The sequence below is a fragment of the Parabacteroides sp. TM07-1AC genome (genome assembly GCF_003480915.1).
In the GTDB taxonomy this organism is placed as follows: Bacteria; Bacteroidota; Bacteroidia; order Bacteroidales; family Tannerellaceae; genus Parabacteroides; species Parabacteroides chongii.
This window is the reverse complement of sequence record NZ_QUKD01000002.1, coordinates 785,152-807,190: the sequence shown is the minus strand read 5'-3', so window position 1 is coordinate 807,190 and position 22,039 is coordinate 785,152. Positions and strand designations below refer to the sequence as shown.

Sequence of the window (22,039 nt, the reverse complement as noted above, 5' to 3'; positions counted from 1 at the left end):
TAATTTAGTATGAAGAAATATATTAAATCAATATTCACATCGAGGAAGCAGCTTATGCTGCTTCCCCTGATGCTTGTTTCAGGCGGTATCATGCAGGCGCAAACGGCTGTACCCGATACTGTGTACGTAAGCTTCAATACGAATACTGCGCTGACAATGACTTATGGTGACAACCTGAGTACGGCTGCCGCGGGTATCAGTGAAGCCAGTTTCAACTATTTCTATGTGAATGGGGATGGAAGTGAATACGGAAGTGTTGGCTCCGGAGTATCATTCAAGTCTCCGGCACAGGCGATCGACATCCTGAAGTTTTCGGCTATTCCGACAGTGAGCGGTGGCGAGACATTAGGTTTCGTAGCCGATAACCTGACTGAATATTTCCAGTATAATAACAATCCGAATGTAGTATTCTTTGTCAGCAACCGGGCCGGTGCTTTTACCAGCCAGCCTTTAACGGTGAACCCGGCTACATTGAATATCGCAGCCCGCGACACCAGCCGTTTCTACGGTGATGAGAACCCGGCTACGCCCTGGTCTGCCAAAGACTTTGTGTTCAGTGGTTTTGTGAATGGCGATACGGAAGCGATCTTTACCAATTCGCAGGTGAATGTCTTACCGGACGTTACGTATAGCGGAGCAGATAAAAACTCGGTACCCGGTACATTTGTAATCGGTATGAGCGGGGGACAAGCTGCCAACTATACACTGAACTTGCAGGTTTGGTCGGATGCCTGGCCCGATGGTAGAGGGTTGCTGACAGTTAAGCAAGCCCCTCTTACCTTTGCTGTCCCCGACAGTGCCCGTTTGTATGATGATGCAAATGTGAAGAATATCTCCGGAAAAGAACTTCTCATCACAGACGGAACTTTGAAGAACGACCAGACACTGGAGGCTTTGTTCGGTAATATCAAATTGCCGGTTACTCATACAGCAGTTTCCGGTGCATTGGGCGCAACCAAAAGTGATGTAGGAACTTATAGTTATGAGTTGAATGCAAATGCAGCTAACACGGTTGCAACCACTCTTTCTAACTATGATATCCAGGCAATCACCGCCGGTAAATACGAAGTGAAGAAAGACACAATCACTATCACCGTATTCCCGGCAGAAGCAGAAGTCGTTATCAACGACAAGCCGGTTAAGGTGATGCATAAGGTGTATGGTGAACCTAATCCGGATGGTTATTTCTATCTGACTAAACGTCTGGAAGAAGGTAGTGCTCCTTCGTACGCTTTCTCGAAAGCAGCTGAGGCAGTAAACTATATCTCCGCAACGGCCGAAGGCGACAGAGGTTTCAAAGTGGCTCCGCTTGCCGGATACTTCGATTATGAAGGACGCAAGGCTACCGAAAAGACCGAAGTAAACCTGAAGCGTGAGAAACCGAACCAGAAAGATGACAGCTTGTATGTCGCCAAGGTAGACAATGCAGACAAAGTATCTTCTCTGAACTACGCTTTCAAAACAGTAGACGGAACCTTCCTGATCAACCAGCGTCCGCTGGCCATCTGGAAAGTGATCGTAGACCGTATATATGGTGAAGCCGATAAAGATACGACCTGGACTTTCGAACCGAACGATGCCGAAAAGAAACGCGGCCTCGCCAGCTTCGATATTAAATATCAGACAACAACTACTCCTGACGACATTATCGACTTCATGCCGAAAGTAGTCGTTAAGCCGGTTGCTGCCGATAATACCCTGCACGCAGGTTCTTACAACGACACCCTGCATATCAAGGTCATTACCGAAGATAAAACAATCCAACCGCCGTACGTGGCAAAGGATCGTAACTATAAGCTGATTATGAACACACTGGTTCCGGGCACAATGACGAACGACAGTGTACGTCTCGAAGTTGCCAAAGCTCCATTGATTATCCGTCTGGATACCATCAAGAGAGCATTCGGTTCGGCTGATCCTGAGTTCAACAAAGCGGAAGTCCAGAAAGAGTTTATCTCTTACGAAGGCTTCAAATTGGATGAATCGGCCAACAGCCTCGACTCTACGGCTACCGTTGCTGTCGGCAACCGTATCAAGAACCTGGTTATCAACAACCGTCCGGAAGGTATTCTGCCGGTAGGAACATACGAACTGACAGGTATTACCGAACTCAACAAGGTAAATCCGAACTACGAAATCACCATCGTAGGCAAAGCCCGTTATCAGGTATATCCGGATAATAGCTATGTAATGGTTTGGACTCCGATACAGAACGAACTGATCGTGGGCGACCTTGTACGTCTGAATGCAGTCGTTAAACAGGGATCGACCGTAATAGCCGAAGGCTCCCAGATCGTTTACGAATCATCCAACCCGGCTTTGATCCAGGTGGAAAAGGTAGAAAGCATCTGGTATCTGCGTGCGAAAGCATTGACAGGCGACGAAGGCGTAACGATCACTGCCCGCTACAATGCAGAGTCCGGACAGGAAGAAGCCTTGAAGTCGGAAGTATTCAAAGTCTTGCGTCTGAAGAATGAAGCAGACTTCAACGTGATCCTGGGTAACATGGTATTCGATTACGACGGAACCGGCAAAGAAGCCGATGTGAAGCTGACCGACCTCAAGGGTATCCAGACATATACTCCGATCATTACTTACAACGGTGATCCTGAACTGCCGGTTGCAGCTGGTATCTACAACATCTCCATCTTCGTGAAACATAACGGTTCCGACCTGCTTGTCCGCAAAGAAAAGATGCAGATCAAACCGCGCGAAGTAATCGTGAAACCGAAAGATGCCCTGGTTGCATTCGGTGAAGCAATCCCTGAATCATTCGAATATACCTATTCCGGATTTATCGGCAGCGACGACTTCAAAGCTGCTTCTGCTCCTACGGTAAAAGTGGCAGGAACAATAACCGGCGCAGGAAATTATACCCTGTATGTCGAAGGTGGCGATCCGGGCGACAACTACACCCTGGTAGGCGGAACCGGAACCCTGACTGTTTCGAAAGCTACACTGACAATCAGTGCCGGTACGGTAGATATCGTTTACGGTGATGAAATACCTGAACTGAAACCGGTATACACCGGCTTCGTAGGCAACGACAACCCGGATGCCCTCAACTTCATCTACACAGTGAAGACCAAGGTTAACCCTGTCAACGCGGGCTCTTATGACCTTATCATCGACTGTCTGAGCTCCGAAGAAGACAACTATGCCGTGACTTTGGTTCCTGGTAAGTTGAATATCGCAAAAGCAGCCGCCGGCCTTGAGTGGTCTGTCGAGTCTACATCGATCACCGTTGGCGACTCTGTTCTGTTGTATGCTTCCTGCGAATCTCCGGCAACAATCGCTTACACGGTTGAAAACATCGCTGTCGCAGGTACGAGAAACCATATCGAAGGTGTGCATGTGATCGGTAAGAACGAAGGTATAACCAAGTTGTACATCACAGTTCCCGAATCGACCAATCACCTGTCACATCGTGACTCTGTCACCTTCAATGTGAAGCTGAGTCCGGTCGGTAACGAATCGATTACCCTGCAGGGCGTAGGTTTGTATCCGACCCTGGTAGAATACAATGCGACGGTAGTCTCTGAAATGCCTGTGGATGCGATCTATGTGATCGATGCAGCCGGTAAACTTCAGAAGCTTATTAAGAATCCTGAGCAGGTGATCGACCTGAGCCAGTTGCGTAGCGGTTATTATCTGGTTCGTATCGTATTGACTAATGGCGAAGCGAAGACTGTCCGGATCATTAAGAAATAGTTCTGTCTTATTTCCATCTGAAAAATAGATAATAGGAATGAAAGGAGATATGTTATACATGGCATATCTCCTTTTACGTTAAAAGATATTATTATCCGGTAGATGAAAGATATTTTGGCTGGAATAGTGTATATTTGATCCATATCCAACAAACACTTTAATTTATCAATTTGAAATGAAAAGACTATGTATGGCTGTCATGGCAATGTGTGTATTGCTGTCGTGCGGCGAAAAAAGAGAAGAGGCTACAATCTCCGGGTTAATGAAGTCTGATTTCGTATCGGAAGTGGATGGGAAGCCGACCGCCTTGTATGTGTTGAAGAATAAAAACGGAGCAGAGGCTTGCATTACGAATTACGGTGGACGACTAGTCTCTGTAATGGTTCCTGACAAGAAAGGACAAATGACCGATGTGGTGCTGGGATATGATAATATTAACCAATATGTGCAGTCGGACGGAAACTACGGCGCTCTGATCGGACGTTATGGAAACCGCATCAACCAGGCTAAGTTTACTTTGGACGGCACGGAATATACACTGCCCAAGAATGACGGAACGCATTGTCTGCATGGCGGAGCTCAAGGATATCATGCCCGTATGTGGGATGCCAAACAGCTGAACGATCAGGCTCTGGAACTGACCTATCTCTCGAAGGACGGTGAAGCCGGTTTTCCTGGAAATCTGAATATCAAAGTTATTTATACATTGACGGATGACAATGCTGTCGATATCAGATATGAAGCAACAACGGATAAGAAAACGGTTGTGAACCTGACAAACCACAGTTACTTCAATCTCTCGGGTGTTCCCGGTTCCGATGTATTGGACCAGTTGGTTATGATCAATGCGGATAACTATACTCCGGTTGACAGCACACTGATCCCTGTAGGTATCAGTTCGGTTGATGAAACTCCGCTGGACCTGCGTACTCCGGTCGCTATCGGTAAACAGATCAACGACTCGTTCCAGCAGCTGCAGTTCGGACATGGTTATGATCTGAACTGGGTGTTGAATACAAACGGTGACAAGAATGTACTGGCTGCCAAGGCTTACTCTCCGACCAGCGGTATCACCCTGGAAGTATATACCAACGAACCGGGTATTCAGTTCTATACCGGAAATTTTATGGATGGAAAAGATACCGGCAAGCACGGTGTGACTTATCCGCATCGCGGAGCTTTCTGCCTGGAGACACAGCATTACCCCGATAGTCCTAATCATCCGGACTTCCCGAGTGTTGTCCTGAACCCTGGTGAAAAGTATATCAGCGAATGTATCTATAAATTTACCGTCGAATGATTTCATTTGATTAACAACGGAAATCGTTATTCTGCTATAAAAGGAAGGCTATCCGGCACGGGTAGCCTTTTTTCTTGTTAATAATTCTTTGCAAAGAATATATATTATTGCTTTTAGCTATCTTTGTCCCATTCAAAGAATGAGCGGGCCGTTGAGTTTTGGCTACTCATTAGTTGGGTGACATATAAGCGTTTAAGATATTATCTTTGGAACTGAAAATCGCCAAATTTCTAGTCGGACGAAGATGATAGACAACTGAACGCTCACGCTTGTTATATATACTCCTGTATATAGAATAGGGCGTGGGCTGTTGTCTTATTATTTGTTCGATGGGTGTTTGGCGATACCTCAGTTCCGAATAATGGATTAACAGTTTCCACGCTTCTTTATTATATAAAATGCCAAACAAGGGAAACAGGGCGGCTTGATCATATTATATGAATCCAAATGAAAGAGAACGGATAGCTGTTTGCCGGGTTTTACTGGATATTGAAGAGGGGATGGATGGCTATACTACCGCAGCTGATTGTCCGCATTTTCAGCAGTTGCAGAATAAACTCCTCCTGACGGAGCAGGATTTTGAAAAGGCACAGGACACGTCTGTCCTGGAAAGCCTGGTCATTCTGAAAAAGACGCATTACAACATCAAGATGCTGCTGGCATTGATTGTATGTGATCTGTATTCCGAATATATGGTTATTCCGCTTAACTATCGCATGGCTTTCGAAACGTTGATGAACGCGATTGACTGGCCCATCTCTTTTTCCGAAGTGTTGGCGAAAAGCAAAACGGAATAACGAAACCTTTAGAACAGGTTGTAATTCGTTCTGAGTACCTTAAACTCTGTGCGGCGGTTTATTTGGTCTGCCATTTCCTGTTGTTCCGGAGGCAGTGTCAGGATAAATTCTTCCGTCAGCACATCTCCTTCTTTCAGGAAGTCGAAGCTTTTGGCCATCTTCTTGTTGATGACCTTCGGAACGCTTTCGCCGTAGCCTTTGGCTTCCAGACGTTCTTTGTCGATGCCTCCTGCAATCAGGTAATCCACTACCGACTGGGCACGGCGTTGTGCCAGGCGTTCATTATACTGGTCGCTACCTTTGCGGTCGGTATGTGCTCCCAACTCGATCGTCACGTTCGGGTTATCGTTCAGCATCTTGATCATCTCATCCAGTGCTTTCTGTGATTCCGGGCGCAGGGTCGCTTTATCGAAATCGTAGAAGATATTGTCGATAACGACCGGTTTACTGATCGGAGAGAGGTAGAAGTCTACGATATAAGTTTCGTTCTTCTCTTCCGGTCCGGTTTTCAGTTCGAAGTTCTGGTTGAGGTAACCACGGGCACTAGCCATCATAACATAACGGATGTCGCGCTCCAGTTCCACCCGGTAAGTTCCGTCTTTCTTTGCCGGAACTTTCACATTCAGACCGTCTTTGCCGACAATGCGGACGGTTGCATCTTCGATCGGATTTTCATCCACATCGAAGACAATACCTTCGATGAATATCGTTATCGTAGGAAGTTCGAACGAGTACAGATGATCGTACCCGCGTGCATCATTACGGTTGGAACTGAAGAATCCTTTTTCCTTGTTTCCCTCGAATGTAATGCCGAAATCGTCCGCCATGGAGTTGATTGGTGCTTTCAGGTTTTCGACATGCCACTTGCCTGTACTGTCCTGGGTCGCTTTGAAAAGATCCAAACCGCCCATTCCCGGATGCCCGTTAGAGGCGAAGTAGAGTGTAACGGAGTCGCGTACGTACGGGAACATTTCGTCGCCGGGCGTATTGATCTCCGGTCCCAGATTTTCCATCGGACCGAAATCGTTACCTACAAGGCGGGAGCGGAAGATATCTTTTCCCCCGAAACCTCCGACTGCATCGGATACATAATACAGGTATTTGCCGTCAGGTGAAACAGACGGATGCCCCAGGGCTGTAACTGAGTCTTTTACAATAGTGGCACGTGTCCCTTTGCCCCATTTAGCACTGCTACGGGTAGAGATGTATATTTCTGATGTACGCGGTCCTTCCGGATCTTGTGCGCAATAGGTGTAATACATGGTATTGCCGTCTTTCGAGAAAGAAGGTGTTCCTTCGTCGAATTCGGTATTCACTTCGTCCTCCAGTTCGATGGGGGCGAGCCAGTTACCTTGTTCATCCTGCTTGACCAGGAAAAAGTCGTTGTTTCTTATGCCGGTGATGGCACTGATCGTTTCATCCTTGTCTTTGTTAGCCCCTTTGGGAGTGCGGGAAGAGGTGAAGTAAAGCTGATCGTATTTGTCACCGAACAGCATCGGACTGAATTCGCCTCGGCGGGAATTGAATTTCTCCATCCGCTTGACGACATAACGGGTCGGGTTCTGTTTCCATACAGGAGCCAGTTCACTGCCTTTTATTCCGTTAAGGGCCAGTTCGCTTTCCGGGTTCCGTTGCAGGAAGTCATTATAATAACGTATAGCATCCGTATATTTGCCGGTTTTCTGGTACATCTGTCCCAGTCGCAGGCTTACGATACTATCCGGATATTCATAGCGTAATGCATTCATATAGGCACTGGTAGCCCTCGGTGTATTGTTGATAAGCCGGTTACATTCAGCCATTCGGTAGGCAATATATCCCCGTAAGTCCCTTTTCTGCGGAGACGTTTTCGTATAAACTTTCCGATAAATAGCTGCTGCCTCAAAGTATTCGCCGATCCGCTGCTTCTCCTCTGCATCGCTCAGCTTGGCTGATTTGCAGGAAAAAAGCAATAAAGCGGTTAAAAACAGTAATATATAGGGAGTAATCTTCTTATTCATCACCGGATAATCTTTATACTATGTAATAACGAATGGATTGAAAGGATATTGCCTGAACCGTATATTCATTATTATAATAACAGCGAGCTATCCCCATAACTCAGGAAACGGAAATCATGTCCCAGTGCATAGTTATAGATATTTTTCCAATCTCCTTTCACGAACGCGGAAATCAGCAGAAGCAGGGTGCTTTTAGGCTGGTGGAAATTGGTGACAATACCTTTTACGATCTTGAACTCATAACCCGGAGCAATGATAATCTGGGTTGCCGTGATCAAGGTGTTCAGCTGGTGTTTGTCCAGATAATCGAGTATATTCTGCAGGGCTTCTGCTGTAGTCAGCCGGTTGTTGGCTTCCTCATACGGCATCCATTGTTTGACAACCAACTCTTCGGAGGTTGCTTCCGGATGAGCCGCAAGCGTTACGCCTATGTAATAAAGGCTTTCGAGTGTGCGGACGGAAGTCGTTCCGACAGCTATGATATGTCCCAGGTGCTGCATGACCCGTTCGACGGTACTGCGGCGTACGGATATATATTCGGTATGCATTTCATGCCCTTCGATCGTTTCGCTCTTGACCGGCTTGAATGTTCCGGCTCCGACATGCAATGTCAGTTCTTCGCGACCGAAACCTTTGGTATCCAGGTCCGCCAGCACTTCCGGTGTGAAATGAAGCCCCGCAGTCGGTGCGGCTACCGAACCTTTGACTTTCGAATAAACAGTCTGGTACGTCTTCAGATCGCTTTCCTCCGTTTTACGATGCAGATAAGGAGGTATGGGCAGTTCGCCTGCCGCATCCAGCACTTCGGCAAAGCTGAAACCACCGTCCCAACTGAACCGTATCTGATGTGTCTCTCCGTAGCTTTGAACCTTTTCGGCGGATAACCTGACTGTTTGGCCGGCAACGCTGATCTCGCGGGAGAGAACGGGCTCTTTCCATTTCTTCGCATTTCCGATCAGGCAAATCCAGTTACACGCTTCCGTTTCCTGAAAGATAAGCTCATAATCATGCGGAACGGCAGGATCCAGGCAGAAGACTTCGATCTGAGCCCCCGTCACGCGCTGGAACAACAGCCGCGCCTGGATGACGCGGGTATTATTGAATACCATCAACGAACCTTCCGGCAGGTAATCTGTAATATGCTTGAAAACGCTCTCACTTACTTTCCCGTCCCGGTAAAGCAATAATTTGGATTCGTCCCGCTTAGGCAGCGGAAACTTCGCTATTCGTTCATCAGGTAACGGATAGTTATAATCTTCGATACTTATCTGTTGAGTTTTTGTAATCATTGCTATCTCTATTTTCGGATATGTTCTTTTCGAACCGGGTGCAAAAGTACTACAAATGTGTGGGAAATATATTACTTTTGTGTTCATAACACTAATAATAAAACGATGAATACTGTAAAAGTCGGAGATAAAGTCCGTTTCCTGAATACGACAGGAGGCGGAATCGTACGTAGTTTTAAAGGAAAAGACCAGGTGCTGGTCGAGGATGAAGACGGGTTTGAAGTACCGGCACTGATCCGTGAGTGCGTAGTCGTAGGAGGTGAGAATGAAATGCAGGTGCATAGCTCGAACCGTCCGAAAATACAACCACAGGCACAGGTTCAACAATCCGCTCCAAAGCCACAGCCAAAGCCGGAGGAAGTGAAGATTGAAGAAACACCCGAAGGGGAACGGATGAATATCTATCTGGCTTATTTACCGCTTGAACCGACTAAGGTAATACAGCAGAGCGGTTATGAAGCCTATTTCATCAATGACAGCAATTATTATCTGTTCTTCAACTATATGAACCGCCATAACAATAGCTGGATCAGCCGTTACAATGGCCTGATAGAACCGAATACGAAAATCTTCCTGGAAGAGTTCGGCAAAGAAGATCTGAACGATCTGGAACGTATCTGCGTACAGCTGATTGCTTTCAAGAAAGATAAACCTTATTCGTTGAAGAACTCTATCTCTGTTGAGTTGCATCTCGATACGGTGAAGTTCTATAAACAACATTGCTTTATGGAAAATGACTTCTTTGAAGAGGATGCGATGGTTTATCCAATTGTCCGGAACGATGTACCGGAGCGGGAACTGCTTGTTTCTGCAGCGGATCTGAAAGAAGCGATGTATCAGAAAGTTCAGGAAGACCGTCATGCTCCGCAGTCTATCGTGAAGAAAAAATCAGACGGCGCTATACTGGAAGTCGACCTGCACATCACTGAACTGCTGGATAATACGAATGGACTGAGTAATGCGGATATGCTGACCTATCAGTTAGATAAGTTCCATGAAATATTGGCGAAGTATGCCAATCATAAAGGACAGAAGATTGTCTTTATCCACGGTAAAGGCGACGGAGTACTTCGTAAGGCTATTGAGAAAGAGTTGAAAACGAGATACAAACAACACTATTATCAGGATGCTTCTTTTCGTGAGTACGGATTCGGCGCAACTATGGTAACGATCAAGTAACAATACCTCCTGATTAATAACAGATAAGTACCGTATGAATCCTATTTACCCTTGCAGAAAATCTGTTGCCGACAGTGTCGACAGCTTTGCCGACGTCGTCGACAATATTGCTGACGCTGTCGACAATATAGCCGACACTGTCGGCAACAACTTTTCTGCAAGGGTAAACTAGAATAGATGCCGTCCTGATACGGCAAACAACCGGATAAACGAGAATGATATGGCTACCGAAATAGAAAGAAAGTTTATTGTAAAAGGAGACTTCTCTGCTGATGTATTCGATTCGCAACGCATTGTACAGGGATATATCTGTTCTGAGCCCGGACGTACGGTGCGTGTTCGTATTCGTGGGGAGAAAGGTTTTCTGACTATCAAAGGCCCTTCGGACGAAAAAGGACTGAGCCGTTACGAGTTCGAACAGGAAGTGCCGCTTGCGGATGCCGAACAGTTATTGAAGTTATGCGAACCGGGAGCCATCGATAAAGTGCGCCACCTTGTCCGTGCAGGGAAGCATATCTGGGAAGTGGATGTCTTTCACGGAGCCAACGAAGGCCTGGTTATGGCCGAAATAGAACTGGCTTCCGAAGACGAAGTATTTGAGAAACCGGAATGGATAGGGGAAGAGGTAAGCGGCGACAGGAGATATTACAACTCGATGCTTACCAAAGAACCTTATACCGGATGGGCGAAGAAATAGTACTAATTTAAACGATAAAACACTATGAAGAGAATCTTATTATCCCTTTTGGCTGCTGCTCTGTCATTGCCGGCCGTAGCCGACGAAGGAATGTGGTTGCTTCCTTTACTTAAGCAACAGAAATTTCCGGAGATGCAGGCACTGGGCTTGAAGTTGCAGGATTACGACATTTATAGTCCCGACTCTGCCTCGCTGAAAGATGCCGTTGTCATCTTCGGCGGCGGTTGTACCGGTGAGATCGTATCGCCGGACGGTTTGTTATTGACCAACCATCACTGCGGATACGGCCAGATACAGCAACACAGTACGCTGGAGCACGATTACCTGACCGACGGCTTTTGGGCAACTACCCGTGACCAGGAACTTCCCAATCCGGGACTGACCGTGACCTTCATTGACAAAATAGAAGATGTCACCGACTACGTGAAAGCGGAACTCGAGAAAGATACCGATCCGAACAGTATGAATTTCCTTTCTCCCAAATACCTGAACGGACTGGCTAAAACCCGGGTAGGAGAGAAGTTCCTGCAGGATAACCCCGGAACGGAAGTCGAGATCAAAGCCTTCTACGGCGGTAACGTATATTATATGTTCACGAAGAAGATCTATTCGGATATCCGCCTGGTCGGAGCTCCTCCTTCATCGATCGGTAAGTTCGGTGCCGACACCGACAACTGGATGTGGCCGCGTCATACGGGTGACTTTTCCGTTTTCCGTGTCTATGCCGATGCCAATGGCAACCCGGCTGAATATTCCGAATCGAACGTTCCGCTGCGTCCTAAGCGTTGGTTCAAGATCTCTATAAAGGGAGTGGAAAAAGACGATTACGCCATGATGATGGGATTTCCCGGGCGTACAAACAAGTATTATACCTCCTGGGAAGTTGCCGAACGTCGTGATATCGACAATGCAGTCCGTATCAATGTCCGCAACCTTCGTCAGGAAGTGATGCTGGACGAGATGCTGAAAGATCCGTCTGTACGTATCCAGTACGCCAGCAAATATGCAGGATCGACTAATGCTTACAAAAATGCTATCGGTAGCAATTGGGCGATAAAAAAACGTAACTTCGAACAGGTAAAGAAGGAAGAGCAGGATCGCCTGATCGCCTGGTCGCAGGATAATGACGAGTCTGATTATCCGGAAGCCTTATCTACGATCGAACAGATCGTTTCCGATCGCAAAGACCTTCGCTTCCGTAGCTGGATGCTGGATGAAGCAATCCTGCGCGGTATTGAATTCACAAAAGTGCCTTCGGATATTCAAGCTGTCAGCGAAGCCTTGAAGGGTAAAGACCGCAGCGAACAACAGAAGCAGGTACGTCTGCTGGAAATGGCCTACCACCGTTTTGCCGATAAGGATTACGCACCCGAAGTGGACAAGAAGATTGCCAAAGTGATGTTGAAGGAATATCGCCGGCTGGTTCCGGCTAAGTCGCAACCGACTTACTTTACCCTGATCGACAAGAAGTTCAAAGGAGATGTAGACCGTTTTGTGGATTATCTGTTCGACAAATCTATCTATGGTAGTGAAGAAAACTTCGATAAGTTTAAAACGCGCCCTTCTGTTAAAGCACTGGAAGAAGACCCGATGATCCTGTTTGCTAAATCAGTGCAGGAAGAAAAGTCTAACCTGAATGCTGCTCTGGCGGATTTCGATGCCGGTTATGCCATCGCTCACCGGATGTATGTAAAAGGGCTGTTGGCCATGTATCAGGATAAAGCCAATTTCCCCGATGCCAATTTCTCCCTGCGTCTGACTTACGGCCAGGTGAAAGGATATAGTCCGCGGGATGCCGATTATTACAGTTGTCAGACAACGTTGGACGGTGTGATGGAAAAAGAAGACTCGACCAACTGGGAGTTTGTTGTTCCTGCCCGCCTGAAAGAATTGTATGCCGCAAAAGACTTTGGCCGTTACGGTATGCCGGATGGAAAAATGCCTGTCGCTTTCAGTGCGACAACACATAGCACCGGAGGAAACTCGGGTAGCCCTGTTTTGAATGCAAACGGAGAACTGATCGGTATTAACTTCGACCGTAACTGGGAAGGTGTAGGAGGCGATATACAATACCTGCCGGATTACCAGCGCAGTATTATCGTAGATATCCGCTACGTCCTGTTCCTGATCGATAAATATGCCGGTGCCGGTTACCTGTTGGAGGAAATGGATCTGGTAGAATAATCGGATAATGGGAGTTGTTATCATAAAAAAAGCGAATGATCTTTCGATCACTCGCTTTTTTTATATCTGATATAATTAAAATATGCCTTTTTCCAGGTCAGCTGCCTTTACGCGGAAAATATATCCGTTGCGAGAGAAGACTAATTCTCCGTCTTCTTTCTTTTTCTGGTTAACTAAGCGTTGAAAAGCTATATTGGCACCTTTAACTATATTCTCTTCAAATTCTCTTACTTCTTGTTCACTCATGATGTTCAAGTTTAGTGTAAATATCCGAATTATATATCTCTTTTTTTTCATTCCTGAATCCTTTGGCGATTACTTCCATCGGAGACATAGAATTGTCTGTTACCATCCAATAATCACTAATGGGGATATATAGTTCAAAAAGATTGTGAATACCCGCCTCGTATCTACGGCGGATAGTACTTTCCGGTATGTTATGACCACCGGCTGCCACTCTCATTTTTACCCGTTCCACTGCCAGATCCGGCGTATTCAGCCAAAAATATAACAATGTAACATAATATCCTTCCCTTTGTGCTTCCCTGATCAGATTTGCGACTGACCGGGTGGCGAGCGTAGTTTCCATTGCAAAAGTCTCACCGGCTGCGATGAGTTCTTTAATGCGCTTATACATAATTCGGCTTGCTTCTACAGCTACGGCGATGCTATCTGCGTTAAAAGGGGAAAGCCCCTTGGCTATCTCGTCGGAGTTCACAAACTCTTTACACTTCAACATCTCTGGAAGAATTGTAAATGAAGCTGTGGTCTTCCCTGCTCCGTTGCAACCTGATATTATATATAAATATGGCACTATTTGCTGCTTTTTGACAGGGCAAATATAGATAATAGTTTAATATGTTGTACTATTTATTTCTCAAAAATCGTGAAAATGTGCAGAATTTGTACGAATAACCCCCTGTTTCGTTGTTTCGGAGGCCTGTTTTGTTAATTTTAGACCCATAAAAGGTCGCTCATTATACTATCCGATATGAAAATTCCGTTGCGGGAGAGTGTCAGGGTTGCGTCTTTTTCGATAAGAAGTCCTTGTTTGAGGTAAGGGGTAGCTTGCTTTTGGCAATAGATTAATTTGTCATTTCCGAACTGTCCTTGAATTTCGGTTAAATTGACGCCCCACATCGTGCGAAGTCCGGTAATAATGAAATCATTATAACGGGTGTTTATATCCAGTTCTTCCACCTCTACCTCCGGTGATCCGCTTTCAATCCCCCGGATATAGGCCGGAAGGGAAGAAACATTCCATTGGCGGCTTTCCCCATTGTAGGAGTGAGCGGACGGACCTGCTCCCAGGTATTTCTTCCCGGTCCAGTAGGAACTGTTATGACGGGAGATCATTCCGGGACGTGCGAAGTTGGATATTTCGTAATGAAGATAGCCGTTTGCCGTCAGCCGGTCGATCAGGGAGGTGAAAAGAGATACGCTGACCTCTTCTTCGACAGGAGATATCTTTCCGGCTTCCTTTAATTTATATAAGGCGGTTCCCTCTTCATATATTAAATGGTAAGCGGAGATATGGGGAATATCCAGTCGGATGGCCACATCGAGGTTCGACTCCCATTCTTTCAAAGTCTGTCCGGGCAAGCCGTAGATCAGGTCGATACTTATATTCGCGAGGTCATTTTCTTTGCATAATTCAACAGCCCGCAAGGCTTGTTCCCGGTCGTGCCGGCGGTTGAGGAAGCGCAGGTCTTCCGCCTTGAAACTTTGTACCCCCATGCTGATACGATTGAAAGGAAATCTGCGAAGGCCGGTAACATACTCGGGTGTCATATCATCCGGATTGGCTTCGAGTGTGACCTCCTTGCAACCGGATGTGTCGAATAAGCGTTGTATGGCATCAAATATACGTTCGAAGTCAGTGGCTTGTAGTTGGGAGGGAGTTCCACCTCCGAAGTAGATCGTTTCTAACGGTTCATTGCCGATGTAATCCTTTCTTATTTCCAGTTCACGGATAAGGGCAGTCACATACGGTTTCTTGTATTTCATTTCCGTGTTGGAAAAGAAATCGCAATACAAACATCGTTTGGCACAGAACGGAACGTGTATATAAAGACCTGCCATATCGGACTGATTTAGTTATTTCGATAACAAATGTAGGTAAAAAAGCTACTTATCAAAAACTCCGGAATGTTAACGTTGCATAGTCCGACCGGAGAATTAAGGATTTACCGTCTGCTTTGATTACGTCGAATACTGTTTCCGTACTGTCCATGCCGAAAGGCAGGAGCTGCTCGCGAGTGGCCAATGTGTTTGTATTGTAGGGAACACTAAACTCTTTTACTGTAATCTTTTCGGCCTCCTGGTCGTAATTGAAACGGCCGACGAAAGTACCGTATTTGTTCTCACTTTTATCTCTGATTTCTACCAACTGTAATTGTATGGCATAATATATACGTTCGCACGGGTGAATGGTTCCGTCCGTCGTTTCGAAATGCATCAACTGCCATTGTCCGTCAGCATTGCCGTTTATCGGTGCCTTCTCGCAGCCGCTTGAAAAGACGGTAAGGAAAAGAAGTACGATAAATATATTCAGATTCTTTATCATTGTCGGTTTCATATATTTTATTTCAGGATGATTCCCTCTTTTTTGATTGTTAGCATGCCGCCGGTGTTATTTCCTAAATAAGTTCCGTGGTCGAGTCCAAGGGCTGCAGAGACAGACCATCCCCGTAACTTCCGCGGACTGTATGTGACTTCATACAGCGAGTTGAACTGTTTGCAAACTTCATCCAACGGATTATCGTACGTTCCCCAATGTCTGGAATAGCTCATCAGCACGCGATAGCTTATTTCTTTTGACGGATTTCCACTGAATCCGATGTGTTGTGATAATACACGGTTGCTTCTGAGCAATAGACTTTTATCTTCATTATAGATAGGTCCGGGTAAAAGAGGATTCCCCATTCCCATACCCCAATGTTGCCAGCTTTGATAATAGTAGTTATTATAATAATTGTCTTTGGCACTGATTTGGTATTCGTCGAAATGACCGGCAAAACCGTCGTAAAGCATTGGCCCGGTTTGGTCTTTGGTTGCCAGTCCTTCCCATACAAAGGTGCTGATCCAGCGGTTGTGCGGGAAGATCACTTCCAAGCCGATATGTCCGTCTTTCCATCGTCCGTACTCAAAGAACATTTGGGAGTGGTCGTCGAAGAAATGTTCATAATATCCCCTGAATTTCCAGTCGTTCAGGTAGTAGTTTAATGCAATGTTCCAGCTGCCCACATGATTGCCTAGGATATTGACCTGTTCCCCCATGGGAGTATCATCACCCCCCTTCCCGGGAATAAGTACATCGAAGAAATCTTTGACCCCGACAGGCATTGTATATATTTGTCTTTTCTGATGGTTGGCATCATTCTCGTAGACTGTGCCGCCGAACTGTGCCGCCATGATCATTCCGAAGTCGAGCTCCAAAGGAAACTTCTCCTTTTTGCCGATACGGAATAAGAGGGACTTGCTATGATACAATACATCTTCTATATATTGCTTGTTGACGGCGACATAATCACGTTGCCAGCGGTCGTCGGTAAAACGTCCGTAAGCGATGTGCCCTTTCACCTTCAACCAGGCATTGGTAAAAGGAATATTGGTGAACTCCTCGATCCCCACTCTTACCTGGGGGACGGGGCGGGTATTATTTCCCTCTACCATTCCGCCGCTGCTTAGTTGCGGATTTTTCCCGAAAGGATCGCGTTCTTTGCTGCCGATACTCATTGTCAGACATTGCCAGGATATGTCCGCATAGGCCTGTTGAATGATAAAAGCGGAAGTATTGTTTGCCGCTGTAGCCAAATCGAGACCAGTCCGTATATCCCAGTGATGGTTCAACTTTTTGGAGAAGGTAAGCCCGGTTTTCAGATAGATGCTGTTCGGCTCGATACTGGACAGACCGTTCCTGTTGGCAGTAAACCAAAGCGGGGCATAATTACCTCCTCCGGCAGTAGCACCAGTTTCTACATGATAGGTAAGAGACGGGTCTGTTGTTTGTCCATATAATAATGTAGTGTGACAGCAGATAGCCAGTAATACAGTTCGTAATTTGTGAATCATGAAATATAAGTAAATGCGAACTTTCGCAAGAAAGTTAATAACGACAAATGTACAAAATATTCAGTAAATACAAGGCCTGCTGCATAACATAGTTCTCAAACACGGGGCGATAATTGCTTTTTTCCTGTACATTCTCTAATTTGCGGCCTCGTGAGCAATTCACGTAATGATATTTATTGTTAAACTCAAAATACCTGATATCATGAAAGTATACCAAACAAACGAAATTAAGAACATCTCTATCTTGGGAAGTTCGGGCTCTGGGAAAACCACTCTCGCTGAAGCGATGCTTTACGAGGGTGGAGTTATAAAACGTCGCGGCTCTGTAGACGCAGGGAATACGGTGAGCGACTATTTCCCGGTTGAGAAGGAGTATGGCTACTCAGTGTTCTCAACCGTTTTCAGTGTTGAATGGCAGGATAGGAAGTTGAATTTCATCGATTGTCCGGGTTCGGATGACTTTATCGGTGGAGCTGTTTCAGCTTTGAACGTGACCGATACGGCACTGATGGTATTGAATGCCCAGTATGGTGTGGAAGTGGGAACATTGAACCAGTTCCGGTATACAGAACAATTTCATAAACCCGTTATTTTCGTTGTCAATCAATTAGATAACGATAAGGCGGACTACGACGGAACAATTGCCCAGTTGAGAGACCAGTTCGGTAGCAAGATTGTTCCTATCCAATATCCGATCAGTACGGGAACTTCTTTCAACGCCGTTGTCGACGTATTGAAGATGAAGATGTACCGTTGGAAACCCGAAGGCGGTGTGCCTGATGTGCTGGAAGTTCCGGAAGAAGAAATGGACAAAGCAATGGAACTTCATAAAGCGCTCGTTGAGGCAGCGGCAGAAAATGACGATATGCTGATGGAGAAATTCTTCGAAGAAGGTACGTTAAGCGAAGACGATATGCGTGCAGGTATCCGTGCAGGTCTGGTGACCCGCAGTATGTTCCCTGTATTCTGTGTTTGTGCAGGACGTGATATGTGCGTTCGCCGTACATTGGAATTCCTGGGTAACGTGGTGCCTTGTACCGATAAGATGCCGCGTCCGGTGACTACTGAAGGCGTAGAAGTGACTCCGGTTGCCGACGGTCCGACCAGTCTGTTCTTCTTCAAGACAACGATAGAACCGCATATCGGTCAGGTTTCCTATTTTAAAGTGATATCAGGAAAAGTAAAAGAAGGAGACGATTTGCTGAATGCAGACCGGGGGTCGAAAGAACGTATCGCACAGTTATTCTCTGTTGCCGGCCAGACACGTAATGCTGTGACTGAGATGGTTGCCGGTGATATCGGTGCAACTGTTAAGCTGAAAGACGTACGTCGTGGTAATACATTGAACGGCAAGGGATGCGATTATAAATTCGACTTTATCAAATATCCGGATCCTAAATATCGCCGTGCTGTTAAACCGGTCAATGAATCGGATGCAGAAAAGATGATGGAAATCCTGAACCGTATGCGTGAGGAAGATCCGACATGGGTAATCGAACAATCGAAAGAACTGAAACAGACAATCGTTTCCGGACAGGGAGAGTTCCACCTGCGTACGTTGAAATGGAGAATTGAAAATAATGATAAACTGCCGATCGAATATCTTGAACCGAAGATTCCGTATCGTGAAACAATAACAAAGGCTTCACGTGCAGACTATCGCCATAAGAAACAGTCGGGTGGTGCAGGCCAGTTCGGTGAAGTTCACCTGATTGTAGAACCTTATTACGAAGGTATGCCGGCTCCGGATATGTATCGTTTCGGCGGACAGGAATATAAAATTAGCGTACGTGATACGCAAACTATTGATTTGGACTGGGGTGGTAAGCTGGTGTTTGTAAACAGTATCGTTGGTGGAGCCATCGATGCACGTTTCTTGCCGGCTATTCTGAAAGGTATTATGGCACGTATGGAACAGGGACCGTTGACCGGTTCGTACGCCCGTGACGTGCGCATCATTGTTTATGATGGCAAGATGCACCCGGTAGACAGTAATGAAATTTCTTTCATGCTGGCCGGTCGTAATGCCTTCAGTACTGCCTTTAAAGAAGCAGGCCCTAAGATTCTTGAACCAGTTTATGACGTAGAAGTATCCGTTCCGGGTGATTATCTGGGTGATGTGATGAGTGACTTACAAGGTCGTCGTGCCATCATCATGGGTATGAACAGTGAAAAAGGTTTTGAAAAGTTGTTGGCAAAAGTTCCTTTGAAGGAAATGTCCAACTATTCTACTTCTTTGAGCTCCATCACGGGTGGTCGTGCTTCATTCACGATGAAGTTTGCCTCTTACGAACTTGTTCCGTCAGATGTACAGGACAAGTTGCTGAAAGCATACGAAGCGACACAAACAGAAGATTAATAGAAAATTATCCTTTAAACATAAGGCAGCCCTTGTTTCAAGCGGCTGCCTTTTTTATATCATCTTCATACGGTTGTTGCAACACTGTAACAGTGGTTCTGTTCCTTTGTATAGTGTAAATATCTTACGTATGAAACTAAGAAAATATTATCCGACTGTTGTGCTTTCTGACATTCACCTGGGTTCTGAACACTCCAGGACAAAAGAAGTAACCAATTTCCTTAAACATATCGACTGCGACCGCCTGATACTGAACGGCGACATCATCGATGGCTGGCAACTGCAGAAGTCCGGTAAGCGTTGGAAACAGGCGCAGACCGATTTCTTCAAAGTACTGATGAAGATGATGGAGAAGAAAGGGACGCAGATTGTTTATGTACGCGGCAACCACGATGACTTCCTGGATGCTTTGGTGCCGTTCCGGTTCTCTAACATTTCTATTGTAAAAGACTATCTGTTGAACAGTCACGGGAAACGTTACCTGGTGACTCATGGTGACATTTTTGACACGATAACCACCCATATGCGTTGGCTGGCGATGCTAGGCGATATCGGGTATACTTTCTTGTTGTGGCTGAATAAAATTTATAACAAGAACCGTGAGAAGCACGGAAAACCTTACTTCTCCCTTTCACAGCATGTGAAGCACCGGGTGAAGAGTGCCGTTTCCTATATCTCCGATTTTGAAAAGGAGCTGGTCAAACTGGCCCAGATCAAGCATCTGGACGGAATTATCTGCGGACATATCCATCAGGCCGCCAATGTCTGGTATGACAATGTCCATTACCTGAACTCCGGCGATTGGGTGGAAAGTATGACTGCCCTGGTGGAGGATGAACAAGGTGAGTGGAATATTGTTACTTACAATAAGGCAGACTACGATACGGACGAAGAGACTGTCCGGAAACCTTTATTATATGCTGAAGTGATATGAAAATGCTGTTTATCATACAAGGGGAGGGCAGAGGGCATCTGACACAGGCTTTGTCTCTCCGTCAGAAGCTGGAGGACGAAGGTCACCAGGTGGTCGGTGTGCTTGTCGGGAAAAGTCCTGCCCGCAGCATCCCCGATTTTTTTACGGAGAAGATCGCTGCACCGGTTTATCCGTTTGAAAGTCCGAACTTCCTGCCTACGGCAAAGAATAAGCAGGTTAATTTGCTGAAAAGTGTAGGTTATAATGTGTTGCGACTGTATACCTATATGGGCAGTATCCGTTATATTGACCGTATGATAAAAGAGACAGGGGCAGACGTGGTCGTCAACTTTTATGAGTTGCTGACGGGATTGACTTATTTGTTCTGCCGTCCGAAAGCGATGATGGTTTGTATTGCTCATCAATATCTGTTCCTGCATCCGGACTTCTCTTTCCCGAAGTTGAATACGGTTTCTTTGTCTTTATTAAAATTCTTCACGCGTGTGACGGCTATCGGTGCCACGAAGAAGCTGGCTTTGTCTTTCCGGAAGATGCGCGAAGTGCCTGCCGACAAGATGGTCGTCGTTCCTCCGTTGTTGCGTAAGGAAGTGATAAACAAAACTCCCCGTAAAGGAAATTATCTGCATGGTTATTTATTGAACAGCGGATTCAGTGAGGAGGTAAAGGAGTGGCATGTCGCTCATCCGGAAGTATCGATGCATTTTTTCTGGGATAAGAAAGGGGCAGGTGAGACTACCCGGGTAGACAGTACGCTTTCTTTTCATCAGCTGAATGATATCCGTTTTGTTAAATATATGGCAAATGCGAAAGCGTATGCCACGACTGCGGGTTTTGAATCTGTCTGCGAGGCGATGTACCTGGAGAAACCTGTTCTGATGGTACCGACTCATATCGAGCAGGCGTGTAATGCCTATGATGCATCTTTGTCCGGAGCCGGTGCGGTAGCTGACCGTTTTGATCTGGATGCTTTGCTGCATTTGTCAGAAAGTCATCAGCCAGTCCGCCATTGGGTACAGCAGGCGGACTGGCTGATCTTACGTGAGTTCCGCGAAGATTTGCTGATGGAGGAGATGCCGTCTTCTGCCTGGCATCGTTTGTCTATGCACTGGGTGTATCGGGTGGCGAAGACATTAATGTAAGTGTGTATTTAAGCGTGTTATGGTAGATGAATGTGGCAATAAAGGTGGGTTCATACTGTATAAGATTGGTTTTGTAGGATTTATTTAATGTACGCGTACATTAAATATAGGTTTTTCTCTGTAAGAGATTGATCTTTTTGGGTAGATATTATTCATATAACAGTAGGTACATACAAGGGAAAACAAGGTTTGTTATTTTTATAGCCTGTTTGGTACATCGTATCGTATTCAATTGATAAGAAAGGATATGGCAATGAAAAAAAATCTGTGGAAATAATTGTGGATATAAAACTATTGCTTACTTTTGCTGAAGTATTTGACGATCGTACAAACAAACTGACAGAGATAGGTCGGTTTTATATAGAATAGAACTTAT

Annotated in this window: 17 protein-coding genes; 10 read left to right on the top strand and 7 right to left on the bottom strand. The window is 45.8% G+C overall.

What is annotated here, in order from left to right:
* Positions 1 to 9: 9 nt before the first annotated feature.
* From DXD68_RS07705 to DXD68_RS07695, 3 genes are all read left to right on the top strand, one after another.
* Positions 10 to 3,711, top strand: coding sequence for an MBG domain-containing protein (locus tag DXD68_RS07705; RefSeq protein WP_122361032.1), 3,702 nt, complete (start codon positions 10 to 12; stop codon positions 3,709 to 3,711).
* A gap of 175 nt (positions 3,712 to 3,886) precedes the next feature.
* On the top strand, positions 3,887 to 5,011 hold the full coding sequence (locus DXD68_RS07700; protein ID WP_122361031.1) for an aldose epimerase family protein: 1,125 nt from the start codon (positions 3,887 to 3,889) through the stop codon (positions 5,009 to 5,011).
* A 437-nt stretch (positions 5,012 to 5,448) separates the two neighbouring features.
* Complete coding sequence (locus tag DXD68_RS07695) at positions 5,449 to 5,808, top strand: hypothetical protein (RefSeq protein WP_122361030.1); 360 nt, start codon at positions 5,449 to 5,451, stop codon at positions 5,806 to 5,808.
* An 8-nt stretch (positions 5,809 to 5,816) separates the two neighbouring features.
* Here the strand turns inward: DXD68_RS07695 and DXD68_RS07690 are convergent, their stop codons facing one another.
* Positions 5,817 to 7,808, bottom strand: coding sequence for an OmpA family protein (locus DXD68_RS07690; protein ID WP_122361029.1), 1,992 nt, complete (start codon positions 7,806 to 7,808; stop codon positions 5,817 to 5,819).
* A gap of 71 nt (positions 7,809 to 7,879) precedes the next feature.
* Positions 7,880 to 9,097, bottom strand: a complete 1,218-nt coding sequence (locus DXD68_RS07685; RefSeq protein ID WP_122361028.1) for an S-adenosylmethionine:tRNA ribosyltransferase-isomerase — start codon at positions 9,095 to 9,097, stop codon at positions 7,880 to 7,882.
* Between the two features lie 105 nt (positions 9,098 to 9,202).
* Here DXD68_RS07685 and DXD68_RS07680 point away from each other — a divergent pair, with 105 nt between their 5' ends.
* Genes DXD68_RS07680 through DXD68_RS07670 form a run of 4 tightly spaced genes read left to right on the top strand, consistent with a single transcriptional unit; the run spans position 9,203 to position 13,157 of the window.
* Positions 9,203 to 10,276 carry a DUF2027 domain-containing protein gene (locus DXD68_RS07680; protein ID WP_122361027.1) on the top strand — a complete coding sequence of 358 codons (1,074 nt, stop codon included), beginning with the start codon at positions 9,203 to 9,205 and terminating at the stop codon, positions 10,274 to 10,276.
* Between the two features lie 34 nt (positions 10,277 to 10,310).
* The gene (locus DXD68_RS24075) at positions 10,311 to 10,448 is read left to right on the top strand and encodes a hypothetical protein (protein ID WP_158585864.1); all 138 of its coding nucleotides are present in this window, start codon (positions 10,311 to 10,313) and stop codon (positions 10,446 to 10,448) included.
* 48 nt (positions 10,449 to 10,496) lie between these two features.
* Complete coding sequence (locus DXD68_RS07675) at positions 10,497 to 10,973, top strand: CYTH domain-containing protein (RefSeq protein ID WP_122361026.1); 477 nt, start codon at positions 10,497 to 10,499, stop codon at positions 10,971 to 10,973.
* Between the two features lie 24 nt (positions 10,974 to 10,997).
* Complete coding sequence (locus DXD68_RS07670) at positions 10,998 to 13,157, top strand: S46 family peptidase (protein WP_122361025.1); 2,160 nt, start codon at positions 10,998 to 11,000, stop codon at positions 13,155 to 13,157.
* Between the two features lie 75 nt (positions 13,158 to 13,232).
* On the opposite strand, the gene DXD68_RS24260 is transcribed toward DXD68_RS07670, so the two are convergent.
* From DXD68_RS24260 to DXD68_RS07645, 5 genes are all read right to left on the bottom strand, one after another.
* Positions 13,233 to 13,403, bottom strand: coding sequence for a hypothetical protein (locus DXD68_RS24260; protein WP_165359785.1), 171 nt, complete (start codon positions 13,401 to 13,403; stop codon positions 13,233 to 13,235).
* Positions 13,396 to 13,971 carry a zeta toxin family protein gene (locus DXD68_RS07665; RefSeq protein WP_122361024.1) on the bottom strand — a complete coding sequence of 192 codons (576 nt, stop codon included), beginning with the start codon at positions 13,969 to 13,971 and terminating at the stop codon, positions 13,396 to 13,398. Before DXD68_RS07665 ends, DXD68_RS24260 begins: the two co-directional genes overlap by 8 nt.
* Before the next feature lie 140 nt (positions 13,972 to 14,111).
* Positions 14,112 to 15,239 (bottom strand): radical SAM family heme chaperone HemW, encoded by a 1,128-nt coding sequence (gene hemW / locus DXD68_RS07655; RefSeq protein ID WP_122361023.1) that lies wholly within the window; start codon positions 15,237 to 15,239, stop codon positions 14,112 to 14,114.
* A gap of 52 nt (positions 15,240 to 15,291) precedes the next feature.
* Positions 15,292 to 15,735 carry a lipocalin-like domain-containing protein gene (locus DXD68_RS07650; RefSeq protein WP_233577038.1) on the bottom strand — a complete coding sequence of 148 codons (444 nt, stop codon included), beginning with the start codon at positions 15,733 to 15,735 and terminating at the stop codon, positions 15,292 to 15,294.
* A gap of 5 nt (positions 15,736 to 15,740) precedes the next feature.
* On the bottom strand, positions 15,741 to 17,231 hold the full coding sequence (locus tag DXD68_RS07645; protein ID WP_122361022.1) for a capsule assembly Wzi family protein: 1,491 nt from the start codon (positions 17,229 to 17,231) through the stop codon (positions 15,741 to 15,743).
* A gap of 202 nt (positions 17,232 to 17,433) precedes the next feature.
* Here DXD68_RS07645 and DXD68_RS07640 point away from each other — a divergent pair, with 202 nt between their 5' ends.
* The 3 genes from DXD68_RS07640 (at position 17,434) to DXD68_RS07630 (ending at position 21,663) form a co-directional block, all read left to right on the top strand.
* Positions 17,434 to 19,590 (top strand): elongation factor G, encoded by a 2,157-nt coding sequence (locus DXD68_RS07640; protein ID WP_122361021.1) that lies wholly within the window; start codon positions 17,434 to 17,436, stop codon positions 19,588 to 19,590.
* Between the two features lie 130 nt (positions 19,591 to 19,720).
* Positions 19,721 to 20,524 carry a UDP-2,3-diacylglucosamine diphosphatase gene (locus DXD68_RS07635; RefSeq protein ID WP_122361020.1) on the top strand — a complete coding sequence of 268 codons (804 nt, stop codon included), beginning with the start codon at positions 19,721 to 19,723 and terminating at the stop codon, positions 20,522 to 20,524.
* Complete coding sequence (locus DXD68_RS07630; protein WP_122361019.1) at positions 20,521 to 21,663, top strand: glycosyltransferase family protein; 1,143 nt, start codon at positions 20,521 to 20,523, stop codon at positions 21,661 to 21,663. Before DXD68_RS07635 ends, DXD68_RS07630 begins: the two co-directional genes overlap by 4 nt.
* The last annotated feature ends 376 nt before the right edge of the window (positions 21,664 to 22,039 follow it).